Origin of the sequence: Bradyrhizobium sp. CB1015, assembly GCF_025200925.1 — a bacterium.
GTDB lineage: Bacteria > Pseudomonadota > Alphaproteobacteria > Rhizobiales > Xanthobacteraceae > Bradyrhizobium.
This window is the reverse complement of the sequence record NZ_CP104174.1, coordinates 2,247,922-2,259,969: the sequence shown is the minus strand read 5'-3', so window position 1 is coordinate 2,259,969 and position 12,048 is coordinate 2,247,922. Positions and strand designations below refer to the sequence as shown.

10 protein-coding genes and 1 pseudogene are annotated in these 12,048 nt (G+C 63.2%); 8 read left to right on the top strand and 3 right to left on the bottom strand.

All coding sequences use genetic code 11. From position 1 onward, the window contains the following. The first annotated feature begins 59 nt into the window (after window positions 1–59). The 6 genes from N2604_RS10215 to N2604_RS10190 all read left to right on the top strand — a co-directional run bounded on the left by N2604_RS10215 (window position 60) and on the right by N2604_RS10190 (window position 6,127). Window positions 60–860 (top strand): acetoacetate decarboxylase, encoded by an 801-nt coding sequence (locus N2604_RS10215; protein WP_260374588.1) that lies wholly within the window; start codon window positions 60–62, stop codon window positions 858–860. Window positions 861–889: 29 nt separating this feature from the next. Continuing rightward, window positions 890–2,065, top strand: coding sequence for a patatin-like phospholipase family protein (locus N2604_RS10210; protein WP_260374587.1), 1,176 nt, complete (start codon window positions 890–892; stop codon window positions 2,063–2,065). Between the two features lie 33 nt (window positions 2,066–2,098). Next, window positions 2,099–2,503, top strand: a complete 405-nt coding sequence (locus N2604_RS10205; RefSeq protein WP_260374586.1) for a hypothetical protein — start codon at window positions 2,099–2,101, stop codon at window positions 2,501–2,503. Window positions 2,504–2,515: 12 nt separating this feature from the next. After that, window positions 2,516–3,298, top strand: a complete 783-nt coding sequence (locus tag N2604_RS10200; protein WP_260374585.1) for a 3-hydroxybutyrate dehydrogenase — start codon at window positions 2,516–2,518, stop codon at window positions 3,296–3,298. Between the two features lie 38 nt (window positions 3,299–3,336). Then, complete coding sequence (locus N2604_RS10195; protein WP_260374584.1) at window positions 3,337–4,536, top strand: HlyD family secretion protein; 1,200 nt, start codon at window positions 3,337–3,339, stop codon at window positions 4,534–4,536. 178 nt (window positions 4,537–4,714) lie between these two features. After that, entirely contained in the window at window positions 4,715–6,127 is a 1,413-nt protein-coding gene (locus N2604_RS10190; RefSeq protein WP_260374583.1) for an MFS transporter, read from the top strand. Between the two features lie 561 nt (window positions 6,128–6,688). Here N2604_RS10190 and N2604_RS10185 read toward each other — a convergent pair. Continuing rightward, on the bottom strand, window positions 6,689–8,335 hold the full coding sequence (locus N2604_RS10185) for a winged helix-turn-helix domain-containing tetratricopeptide repeat protein (protein WP_260374582.1): 1,647 nt from the start codon (window positions 8,333–8,335) through the stop codon (window positions 6,689–6,691). A gap of 223 nt (window positions 8,336–8,558) precedes the next feature. On the opposite strand from N2604_RS10185, the gene N2604_RS10180 reads away from it, so the two are divergent. Together N2604_RS10180 and N2604_RS10175 are read left to right on the top strand one after the other, a co-directional pair. Further along, window positions 8,559–9,506, top strand: a complete 948-nt coding sequence (locus tag N2604_RS10180; RefSeq protein ID WP_260374581.1) for an AraC family transcriptional regulator — start codon at window positions 8,559–8,561, stop codon at window positions 9,504–9,506. Window positions 9,507–9,696: 190 nt separating this feature from the next. Further along, entirely contained in the window at window positions 9,697–10,521 is an 825-nt protein-coding gene (locus N2604_RS10175) for a ribonuclease HII (protein WP_260374580.1), read from the top strand. Window positions 10,522–10,552: 31 nt separating this feature from the next. Here N2604_RS10175 and ligD read toward each other — a convergent pair. Together ligD and N2604_RS10165 are read right to left on the bottom strand one after the other, a co-directional pair. Beyond that, a pseudogene (gene ligD, locus N2604_RS10170) lies at window positions 10,553–11,500 on the bottom strand (non-homologous end-joining DNA ligase). A 10-nt stretch (window positions 11,501–11,510) separates the two neighbouring features. Further along, window positions 11,511–12,035 carry an MOSC domain-containing protein gene (locus N2604_RS10165; RefSeq protein WP_260374578.1) on the bottom strand — a complete coding sequence of 175 codons (525 nt, stop codon included), beginning with the start codon at window positions 12,033–12,035 and terminating at the stop codon, window positions 11,511–11,513. Window positions 12,036–12,048: the final 13 nt, after the last annotated feature.

The following is a 12,048-nucleotide window of genomic DNA, read 5'->3' as shown; positions in this document are numbered from 1 at the left end:
CCGCGTTTCGAACGCGGGGCGCGGCCCTTTCACTTGGATCAATCTGGAGCTTGACGACGATGAAACACGAGACCGTGCGCACGGGGGCGTTCGCCATGCCGTTGACGAATCCGGCCTTTCCGCCCGGCCCCTACCGGTTCGTCAACCGCGAATACTTCATCATCCAATACCGCACCGATCCGGAGGCATTGCGCCGCATCGTGCCCGAGCCGCTGGAAGTGTCCGAGCCAGTGGTGAATTACGAATTCATCCGGATGCCCGACTCCACCGGGTTCGGCGACTACACCGAGAGTGGCCAGGTCATCCCGGTCTCGTTTCGCGGCCAGTGCGGCAGCTTCGTCCACCAGATGTTCCTCAACGATCATCCGCCGATCGCGGGCGGACGCGAGCTGTGGGGTTTTCCCAAGAAGCTGGCAGAGCCCAAGCTCGCCGTCGAGATCGACACGCTGGTCGGCACGCTGAACTACGGCTCGGTGCGCATCGCGACCGGCACGATGGGCTACAAGCATCGCGCCCTCGACGCCGCAACCGAGGCAAAGAAACTCGCCGCGCCGAATTTCCTGCTCAAGATCATTCCGCATGTCGACGGCACCGCGCGCATCTGCGAGCTGGTCCGCTACCACTGCGAGGATATCGCCGTGAAAGGCGCATGGACCGGCCCGGCTGCGCTCGACCTCCACTCGCACGCGCTTGCGCCAGTCGCGGAGCTGCCGGTACTGCAGGTGCTGTCGGCAAAGCACGTCGTTGCCGATCTCACGCTCGGGCTCGGCGCCGTGGTCCACGACTATCTCAGTCCGGCCGCGGTGGCGCGCTCGCGGGAGACTGTTTCCGAAATCCTGATCGGAGCCGACGCCGGTTGAACCGTCATCACCATCCAAGGAGCCCTGCAATGTTGAACGTGATGCGCGAACAGACTTATCCGGTAGCGCAGCAGACCCGGTCACTGCCCTACGACGTCGTGGCGTTGGTCCTGCAGGGTGGCGGCGCGCTCGGCGCCTATCAGGCCGGCGTCTATGAGGGCCTGCATGAGGCCGGGATCCGGCCGAACTGGCTGGCCGGCATTTCGATCGGCGCACTCAACGCTGCCATCATCGCCGGCTCCCCGGAAGAAGAGCGCGTGGAACGCCTGCGCGAGTTCTGGGAGATCATCTGCGCCCAGTCGATCGAATGGCCGGCCGGGGAAGGACTGGCCAATGCCCTGCCTTTCGCTTTCGACATACACTCGATCCGCAATGCGCTGGCGGCGATGCGGGCGCTGTTTCAGGGTCAGCCCGGCTTCTTCCGGCCGCGCTTCCCTTCTCCCCTTTTCTCGCCGTTCTCGGGCGATGCGGCGACCAGCTTCTACGACACCGCGCCCCTGCACCGGACGCTGGAGACGCTCGTCGATTTCGACCGGCTGAACTCCGGCGAGGTGCGCGTCAGCGTCGGCGCGGTCAACGTCCGCACCGGCAACCTGACGTATTTCGACACCGCCGAACGCCGGCTCTGCCCGAAGCACTTCATGGCCTCCGGCGCCCTGCCGCCCGGGTTTCCTGCCGTCGAGATCGAGGGCGAGCACTACTGGGATGGCGGCGTGGTCTCCAACACACCCTTGTCACGCGTGCTGTCCGGCGAACCGCGCGACACTCTGACGTTCCAGATCGACCTTTGGTCGGCCAGAGGCCGCGTTCCCTACGACATGATGGATGTATCGAGCCGGCAGAAGGACATTCAATATTCGAGCCGCACGCGCGCCGTCACCGACCAGGCGCTGCGCATGCAGAAAATGCGTCAGGCGCTGAAGCGGGTAATCGAGCGACTGCCCGAGGCCGCCAAGAAGGATCCGGAAATCCGCGCGATCGCGGATATGGCCCGCCATCGCTCCCACAACATCATCCACCTGATCTACCAGACCAAGCTCCACGAAGGCCATTCGAGGGACTACGAGTTCGGACTGAGCGCGATGCGCGCCCACTGGCAGAGCGGGCTGGAAGACATCCGCCGCACGCTCGCCGACGGACGGCGCCTCGATCCGCCGCCGCCCGAGCTCGGCATCGTCACCCACGACATCCATCGCCGCGATTGAACTTTCGCGTCGCGCTTAGATCAGGAGAACACTATGCGTATCCCTTCCGATGCTCCCGAGAAGAACGCCACGACGGAGCTTCATCCGCTCGCCGGACGCTCTGCTCCGGCACGTTCCGGCGCCGCCTCATGGACGATCATCCTGGTGCTCGTCCTGCTTCTGGTGGCGACCGATTTCGTCGCCTACGTCGGCTGGACGCTTGCTGACGGGGTCGAGGTTTCGGCAGCCGGCTACTTCGCCATGGCTGCCGGCGTGCTCTTCTCGCTCATCGTCGGATGCGGGCTCATGACCCTCATCTTCTACAGCAGTCGCAACGGGTACGACGAACCTCCCGTGCTGATCGGGTCGGACGCGAGTCAAAAGCGAATAAATCGTCCGAGGATTGAATCGCAGGCCATGCGGACGGACCGCAAGCTTCCACTGCAAGATCGAGGTTGAAAGGAATCTGCCATGTTGAAGGGCAAAGTAGCAGCCGTCACAGGATCGACCAGCGGCATCGGGCTTGGAATCGCCAGAGAGCTCGCCAGGGTCGGTGCTGACATCGTGCTCAACGGTTTCGGCGACGCGAATGGGATCGAGGCCATCCGCAGCGGCATAGAGCGCGATCACGGCGTGCGCTGCGTCTATGATGGCGCCGACATGTCGAAGGGCGAGGCCGTGCGCGGATTGATCCAGGCGACGGTCGATAAATTCGGCCGCCTCGACATCCTCGTCAACAATGCCGGCATCCAGTTCACTGCACCGGTGGATGAATTCCCGGCCGCCAAGTGGCAGGCCATCCTCGATATCAATCTGTCGGCGGCATTCCACGCAATCGCGGCGGCCGTGTCGCAGATGAAGCAGCAGCGTTGGGGGCGGATCGTCAACATCGCCTCTGCGCACGGCCTCGTCGCCTCGACCCACAAAGCGGCCTACGTGGCTGCCAAGCATGGTCTCGTCGGCCTTACCAAAGTGGTCGGCCTCGAGACCGCCGGAAGCGGCGTGACCTGCAACGCGGTCTGCCCCGGCTGGGTACGAACGCCGCTGGTCGAGAAGCAGATCAGCGACATCGCCACGCAGCGGGGCATCACTCAGACGCAAGCCACCGAGGAGCTTCTCGCGGAGAAGCAGCCATCCCTTGATTTCGCATCTCCCGAACAACTCGGCGGCACGGTCGCTTTCCTGTGCTCGGCCGCGGCAGACCAGATCACCGGCACGGCAATCTCCGTCGATGGCGGTTGGACCGCGCGATAAGCGTCAATGAACCGGCGAGGTACATGGAGGGAAGCGACATGAATGCCGTCACAAAAATCTCCGAAGCCGCCCGTGCCGCGACCCCGGCTGAAGCCAGCGCAGCCGAGAACGAACTCCCCGCGGCTGAGTCCGGGCCGGCGCAGGCCAGGGTTCAGTCCGCCCCCAAGGGATCCGATCCGGGCACCCCTTCGCGCGGCCTCAGACCCCTGATCATACCGCTGGCGGCTGTCGGCGCAGCGGCAGCACTCGTTCTCATGACGTCGGCCCGCTGGGACGCCTGGGTCGGGGCGAGCGCGGTCCAGACGACCGACAATGCCACGGTTCATGCCGAGATGTCGCGCTTGAGCGCTCGGGTAAGCGGCAACATCAGGCAGGTTCTGGTGAGGGATTTCCAGCGCGTCAGAGCCGGCGAACTGCTGATGGAGATCGAGCCGGCGGATTATAACGCGGTCGTCGCCCAGGCGGAGGCGAGCGTCGCCGCAGCCCAAGCCACTCTCGACAAGCTGGAGAGTCAGAAGGCCCATCAACGAGCCGTCATCGCCCAGGCCGAGGCACAGGGCCGGTCCGCCCTCGCCCGTGAGCTGGAAACGCGGCAGGAGCTGGAACGCCAGGAGCAGCTTCTTCGCGGCGGCGTCGCCGGCACCAAGCAGCGACTTGAGCAGGCTACGGCCGCGCATGACACCGCCAGCGCCGCTGTAGCGGCAACCGAAGCGACGATCGAGGCGCAGCGCAGCGAGCTCGAGGTTCTCAACGGCGAGGAGCATCTGCTGCGAGCGAAGCTCCGTGCCAGCGAGGCGGACCTCACCACGGCGCAACTGCGTCTGGGGTATACACGGATCGTGGCCCCATTCGACGGCGTCGTTGGCGAGCGCATGGTCCAGGAAGGCAACTACGTCAACGTCGGGAGCAACCTGATTGCCGTGGTGCCCCTGCCGAACGTCTACGTGGTGGCGAACTATAAGGAGACGCAGCTTACGCGCGTGGCGCCGGGCTATCCGGTCGACGTCACAGTCGACATGTTCCCCGGCGTGCGCCTGCGCGGCCGTGTGGAGCGCATTTCGCCAGCAAGCGGATCGACGTTTGCCCTGCTGCCGCCTGACAACGCGACCGGGAATTTCACGAAGGTGGTGCAACGTATCCCGGTCCGCATCTCCTTCGACCCGGGCCAGCCCATGGTCGACCGGTTACGGCCGGGCATGTCGGTCGTCACTCGCATCCGGGTTGATCGAGGCGCGTGATGACGACTGCAACCATCACTATTGGCTCCGTATCCCCCGGCCGCTCCTCCCACTATCCTCGGCTCGCCGTCGGAGCCGTGCTGCTCGGCGCCTTCATCGCGAGCTTCGACGTGCGGCTGTTCGCGCTTGGGCTGCCGGACCTGAGAGGCGCGTTCGGGCTAAGCTTCGACGAGGGGGCATGGTTGGCAACGACTGCGACTGCGCCGCAGATCCTCATCGCTCCCGCCGTCCCGCCTGGCTTGCCACTGTCTTCGGTTTGCGTCGCGTGCTGGTTGGGCCTAGCCTGCTTTATGTCGCAACTTCGCTCGCCATTCCCTTCGTCCGTGACTACCAGGCACTGCTGACCCTCCACTTCGTTCACGGGCTTCTGCTGGGCGTCTTCGTTCCGGCGACGATCATGATCGTCCTGCACAATCTGCCGGTGCGATGGTGGATCGTCGGCCTCGCCGCCTATTCCTTCCGATTGACCTTCACTGGCAACGCCGGCGTGTCGCTGGTGGGCTTCTATGTGGATCATGTTGGCTGGCAGTGGCTGTATTGGCAGGACGCCGTGATCGCCCTGCTCATGGCGTTGCTGACCTGGCTGGGCACACCCCGGGAAGGCATCAATCGGCAGCTTATAGAGCAGGCCGACTGGGGCGGCATGCTGTTGCTCGGCACTGGTCTTGCCCTGATCTACGCCGGCTGCGACCAGGGCAACAGGTTGGATTGGTTCGAATCCGGCGTCGTGACCGGGCTGATCGCTGGTGGCGCCGCGCTCGTCTTCGCCTTCTTCGTCAACGAGGCGATCGTCCCGAAGCCATGGGCAAGCCCCACGGTGCTGATGTCACGAAACGTCGCTCTGCTGCTGTTGACCCTGACGACCTACATGGTCACGAGCCTATCCAACATCATACTGGTCCCCAACTTCCTGACCGTTGTCGCCGGGCTTCGGCCCGAGCAGGCCGGCGGAGTTCTCCTCCTCTACACGGCATTGCCGCTGGTAGTCACAGTATCCGCCGCCGTCTGGCTGCTTCGCCGGGTCGACGCCCGGATCGTGGCCTTGCTCGGGATGGCGAGCTTCGCGATAGCCGCCTGGATGGGCACCCGCATCACGCACGACTGGGCGCCAGACGATTTCACAGCGATGGCGCTGGTGCAGTCCGTCGGCCAGGGCTTCACCTTCACCGCCCTCCTGATCTTCATGCTCTCGAATTCGAACCCGGCGCAGGCAACCGCTCTGGTCGCCTACATCCAGGTCCTACGGCTGGACGTGATCGAGGTTGCGGCGACAGCGATGGCCACATGGCTGCGGGTTCGCGAACAGGTCCATTCGCATCTGATCGGCCTGCACGTTGCTGCCGGCGACAGCGAGGTGGCGCAGGCGCTCGGTCGAATGACCGGCCGGGTCGCCCAGCATAGCGCCGCCGCGGAGACGACGCTGGCGCGGGCAACGACGATGCTGGGGTCGCTGGTGCGGCGTGAAGCGAACGTCCTCTCGATTATCGACGGCTTCCAGGTCGCGTTCTGGGCTGCGATCCTCGGGCTGCTGCTGATCGGCCTGATGCGAGCGGCGCCGCCAGGCCCGCTGACGCCCGCAGGAGCGAAATAGAAAATAATGTTTGGCGTTGTTTCGCACCCGTATGTTCGGTGCTGGTCATGCGTCGGTCGCTATTCATGAGAAATACGCTTCAGGATCCGGCCGCTGTTTGGTAGCCAATCGTACTAACAGCAATCTCTCTACAGTTGCGCCAATCGCTCTGGCGCAGAAAGCACGCCAATTCGCTAAAACGTCGTCGTGACACCAACAGAAGCGGAGGCGAAATGGCCTCCTCGTTTTGAACTCATGATGAACGTGGATCCATCAAAATGTTGATAACCATCCTCGCAATGTTCAGCACAAGTATCTTCGCGGCGCATGCTATCGACGCCTTGCACACAAGCCACCCCGCAGAGGAACCCGACTTCTCGAAAGCCGACTTGTCGCGGCGAGCGAAAGACTAACAAAGGCCAGTTGGCTCACACACAGCTCGACGTTGGCCAGCAGCATCCGCCCCATCTGACGGCCGAGTTACAGGAAAAGCCAACCCGAGCACATGCGCTCAGCGCCATTGGCGGCAGTCGCCCTTATTAGATCACCTCGTTGCCGACGGCGAGCAATTGGCTGGGACGATCATTCGGGCAGCCCTGCTTTCCGCAATCCTTCTTCATATCGCGCGACGTCCTCAGCACGTCGATAAGGGCCAATCACGTCCTTGAAATTGGAAAGCCGCAGCGTGGGGCTCAGTTCACGCAACCGAGCCACTGCCTTCTGAGCCTGCTCCGGCCGACCGGCCATTGCGTTGCTCGCGGCGGTGATACGTAATCCAGGTCCATAGTCTGGACTGCATTGCAAAGCCATTGCCGCCCATGATGCCGCTTCGTCATGGCGGTCCAAAAAGAAATGTGCATACGCGGTTCCGGCTCGCATTGCCATCAGCCAAGGATCAAGTGGGCTCAGGCGAATGGCGCGCGAGAAGCGCTCGATCGCCGATTCCGGCTCGCCGAGCCAGAGTTTCACCCAGCCGCCGAAATTCCACGCCTCAGCCAAATTGGAATTAAGCGTAAGCGCGCGATCGACTAAGCCGGCACCTACCCCGAGATCCCCAACGACGAACGCCAGGGCATTTCCGCCGGCGGAGAGCGCGATCGGGTCGTCCTTGCCCAACTCGACTCCCCGTCGGGCGAGCTTCTTCACTTCGGTAATCGCGTTCGCCGTGTCCGGAATCCAGCCATTGATTTTCGCAATGAGGTAGCAAAAGGCTGCACGACCGTAGGCGGAGGCGAACTCCGGGTCGAGCTCGATCGCACGCTTGAACAGGCGCAATGCCTCCTCGTTCGCTTGCCGGTTGCCAAACTGATGAAGCTGGGCGAGACCGCGCAAATAGAGGGCATAGGCGTCGAGACTGGCGGTCGGCTTGCGCTTGGCGCGCTCGATCTCGGCCTTTTCCACCGCGGGCGCGATTGCCCCGACAACGCTCTCGGTCACCTGGTCCTGCAACTCGAAAATGTCGCCGAGCTCGCCATCGAACCGGTCGGCCCAAATATGCGCCCCTGTGGCGGCATCGACGAGCTGTCCCGTGATGCGCACCCGATTTGCCACCTTGCGAACGCTCCCTTCCAACACGTAGCGCACCCCAAGCTCTCGCCCCACTTGCTTAACGTCGACGGCGCGTGCCTTATAGGTGAAGCTGGAGTTTCGGGCGATGACGAATGGCTCCTTGAAACGGGACAGCGCCGTGATGATGTCCTCGGCCATTCCATCGGCAAAGTATTCCTGTTCGACATCGCCGGACATGTTCTGGAACGGAAGCACCGCAATTGAAGGCTTGTCCGGCAGCGGAGGCGGGCTCTCTGCCGCGGCGGCAAGAAATGGCGCAGCCTCTCGCGCTCCAGTAGCCGCATCGACCTCAAAGGCCCTGATTGTCTCCTGGATGTTCTCTACAGGTTGCACCGAGGCTCGCGGCAATTCCTCCTCGGTGATGTGGCCAACAAACCGGAGGCCTTTGCGAGAAACCGTCCGGATCAGGCGTTGCTCTTTGCCGGTGTCCCCGATTGCCTTGCGCACGGCATTGACGTGGCTGGTCAGCGTGGATTCGGACACGATGCGTCCTTCCCACACCGCCTCCAGAAGATCGTCCCTTGTCACGACCTGTTCGCGGTTTCGGACCAGGAAGAGCAGCAGGTCGAACACCTTCGGTCCAACCGCGATGAGCTCGGAGCCTCGCTTGAGCTCGCGCCGCTCGGCATCCAGGCGATAATCTTCGAACAGAAACGGCACTTGTGGTCCTTCTTGGACAAGAAGCCAAGGAAAACTCAATCGCAATTCAGGTCCGCTGCAAGGTCTTTTCCGCTCGAAACTGTACACATTTTCCCATCCTTCGGGAACAAGGGTTCTGCCCGCCCTGCACCCGACGCGCATTGACGTGCGCAATCCCCCAACGAACCCAGCCAGGCCGGTTCACGGCCCCAACCCGCATTCCCGCTGAGGCGAGCATACGTTCATGAACAAGCACATCTTGCGCGATTCCTTGGAGGACGCGTCAGCTGCGCCTGAGGCGTGCCAAGTCACTCCGCGCAATGCCGAGCGACCTCACCCTAGTGCGGAACTGGCGCGGGTGCTGGGAACCACGCCATTTGACATGGCCTTGGATTCCTCCGGCGCCGGAATCGCCCACTGGAAGCATGACCCGCTGCACGACGTCGTCGGCCCCATGAGCCATCACGTCATCATGGCGTACAACGGCACGGTGCAGCGCATAGTGCGGCGGACGGGAAGCGCGGTTGCAATCGGTACGTTTCGCCCCGGAGTCGTGATCATCATTCCCGAAGGATCGAGCTCCCGGTGGGATATTCCGAAGCCCGTCGATGTCGTCCAACTCTATCTTCCGCACACCACGCTCGAGCGGGTTGCAAGCGAGCTCGACAGCGCCACCTCAACCGATCTCCTGGAGCGAACGGCGCAGCCCGATCCCATTACATCCCGATTACTCCTGACCGCGGCCGGCGCCATGGACGGCAATGGCCTGGATACACTTTTCAGGCATCAGCTAATGGACCTCGTGGCCACGCGCCTGCTGACAGCGCATGTCGGTGTGCCGACCACGTTCCAGCCGACGCTTGGCGGCCTCTCACCGATAGTGTTGCGCCGCGCCATCGAGCGCCTGCGTTCGGATAACGATGCGGACGTATCGCTCGCGGCGCTCGCTTCTGATGCTGGTCTTTCGCGATTCCACTTCTGCCGAGCCTTCAAGGAAAGCACCGGGCTTTCCCCCCATGCATGGCGGCGCGAGCAACGGCACGAGGAGGCCAAAAACATGCTTCGCAACACCGACGCGTCGGTCATCTCGATCGCGGTCGCGCTCGGCTATGCCTCCCAGACCGCGTTCGCCGCCGCCTTCAAGAAGCTGACGGGCGACACCCCGAGCAATTGGCGGCGGCGTGCACGTTAACGCTCCCTGTGCGGAATTCGCCATGGTCCCAGGACCGCGGCAGCGCAAAATATCCGAACCTCAGATGAGTGCCGGCCCGGTTCCTTCCGACAAGCCGCCGCGCAATCGACAAAGGCATGGCTTGAACTTCAGACAATTGCCATAAAGTTCATTGACACGCTCCCCACAGTCAATCTTCGCGAAGGCCGTAATGTCCCAGTACTCACTCGATGTATTGCGTCAGCGCTATGTCGTCGAGAAAAGACCGCTCGAGGCCAGCGTCGAGCAGACCTTGCGGGCAGACACCCGTGCGGGAGCGCGTGCCATTCTCGCTTCAATCGATAAACGCCGTTTCGAGAATAAGTCCGAAGGGCAGCGACTTCGCAAGATGCTCCGCTTCGAGACCTCTCTCTGGGAAAGTGGCTACTTTGCCGTGGCAGGTGTGGACGAGGCTGGAATGAGCCCTCTCGCCGGGCCAGTGTCCGCTGGCGCGGTGATCCTGAAACCTGGCACGCGGATAGTCGGAATCGACGACTCGAAGAAACTCGACGCTGCGGCTCGCGAAGAACTCGCCAAGGAGATCAAGGAAAAGGCCGAGAGTTGGTGTGTGGCGTTCGTCGATGTCGAGGAGATCGACGCGATCAATATCTATTGGGCGGGCATCCAGGCTATGCAGCGTGCGGTCCGGGGACTGGGGTTGACGCCGCAGCACTTGCTGATCGATGCGAAGCGGTTGAAGGAAATCGACATCCCTCAGCAGGCCATCGTTAAAGGCGACGCCAAGTCCGCCAGCATCGCCGCCGCCTCCATCCTCGCGAAAGTCGAGCGGGACAGAGTCATGCGGACGCTCGACCTGCGTTACCCCGGCTATGGCTTCGCCGATCACAAGGGCTACCCGGTGCCGGCTCATTACGACGCACTCGCCAGGCTCGGCGCATGCGCCGCTCACCGGCGATCGTTCGGACCTGTACGCAAGGCTCTCGGGCTACCGCCACTGCCGCCGTGGCCTTCGGCACCCGAGCGCACCGCCGGCTGAACTCTCAGTCGAACGCTTCGTCTGGGCGGCATTAATGTCGCGACCGGCTCCTTTCGCGAACGACGTCCTTGGGGTTCTTGTCGGAGCGCAGGCCGAGATAGACCGGCTGGCGCAGCTCGCCCTTGCTGGTCCACTCCGCGAACTTCACTTCTGCGACCAACGAAGGACGCACCCAGGTCGTGACCCGCTCGTCCTTTACCTTTGCAGTGAAGGGCGACTTGGCTGTCTGGAGCTTCATGAGTTTGCCGTGAAGCTCTTCCAGAACCTGGTGGCTGAATCCGGTGCCGACGTGGCCGATGTACCGTCATGCATCCCCTTCGCGTACTGCCAGCACGAGCGCGCCGAAGAAAGGCCGGGTTCGCCTCGGGGCGGTGAAGCCGGCGATCACGACCTCCTGCCGCTGCGCGGTCTTTACCTTCAGCCAATCGGCGGTCCGGCGTCCGGACGCGTACGGGCTGTCGGCGGGCTTGGCCATGATGCCTTCGAGATGTCTCTGCTCGGCTTCTGCGAAGAACTTTGTGCCACTGCCTTTGCGGTGCTTGCTGAACGCGATCAGCTTGTGGCGCGGCAAAATGGCTTTGAGACGTTTCTTGCGCTCGAGAAGCGGCAGCGCACGCAGGTCCTCGCCGTCTGCGAACATGAGGTCGAATATGCAGTACGAAAGCTTGGCCTCATGGTGCAGGGCGTTCTGAAGCAACTGGAAATGAGACACGCCGTCCTTCCCGATCGCGACGAGCTCGCCATCGATGACGGCGTCCGACTTCACGTCTTCAAGTGCTTTCGCGACCTCGACATAGGAGTGGCTGACGATTTTCCCGTTGCGGCTGTAGAGCGCAACCCGACCACGCCGGATTTCCGCGACCATGCGGAAACCATCGAATTTGTCCTCGAACACCCAATTGGCATCGTCGAACGGCGAACCGGTTAACGTGGCCAGCATGGGCTGCAGGCGACGAGGCAGGGTCGATTTTCGGGCCATGATACGGGCTCTATAGGGCCGGCAAAGGCCGAAACGAGGAGGATGGAAGGCGAACCCGCGCGCTGTCGCCGGCCACGACCGGTCCCCCGGCCCGGACCACGACCAGCACGCCGGATTTGAATGGAGGGCCCCTTTCCGCCGACGAGAGCACCTGCCGCTTGAGGCCGGCTCGGAAGCGGTCGATGAGGACGCACGGCGTCTGGAGGCCGGTTAGCTCAACGATAGCGGCCGGCCCGAGCTCGATCAGGGTCCCGAGCGGCATCCGTTCGAGGTCCAAGCCGGCGGTGTTGATGTTCTCGCCGAGCTCTCCCGCTGCAACTGAGAAGCCGGCATCCGAGAGGGACGCGAAGAGCTCGGATGGGACCAGATGAACCTGCCGCAGATTGGGAAGGCGTGGCTGACGACGGGCGAGATAGCGGTGGCGGACGAAGGGGCCGGCGTGGGCGTCCCCTTCGACGCCATGGCCTTCCACCAGAGCTATGCGATCCCGAATCGGCTTGCTGAAATGGTGCCCCGGGTCGGCGGCGACCGCCACGACTCTCCCCTCG

Bases quoted from the DNA above. Each gene is read 5' to 3' on its own strand.
- N2604_RS10215 (WP_260374588.1), top strand. From the start codon at position 60: ATGAAACACGAGACCGTGCGCACGGGGGCGTTCGCCATGCCGTTGACG.
- N2604_RS10210 (WP_260374587.1), top strand. From the start codon at position 890: ATGTTGAACGTGATGCGCGAACAGACTTATCCGGTAGCGCAGCAGACC.
- N2604_RS10205 (WP_260374586.1), top strand. From the start codon at position 2,099: ATGCGTATCCCTTCCGATGCTCCCGAGAAGAACGCCACGACGGAGCTT.
- N2604_RS10200 (WP_260374585.1), top strand. From the start codon at position 2,516: ATGTTGAAGGGCAAAGTAGCAGCCGTCACAGGATCGACCAGCGGCATC.
- N2604_RS10195 (WP_260374584.1), top strand. From the start codon at position 3,337: ATGAATGCCGTCACAAAAATCTCCGAAGCCGCCCGTGCCGCGACCCCG.
- N2604_RS10190 (WP_260374583.1), top strand. From the start codon at position 4,715: ATGGTTGGCAACGACTGCGACTGCGCCGCAGATCCTCATCGCTCCCGC.
- N2604_RS10180 (WP_260374581.1), top strand. From the start codon at position 8,559: ATGAACAAGCACATCTTGCGCGATTCCTTGGAGGACGCGTCAGCTGCG.
- N2604_RS10175 (WP_260374580.1), top strand. From the start codon at position 9,697: ATGTCCCAGTACTCACTCGATGTATTGCGTCAGCGCTATGTCGTCGAG.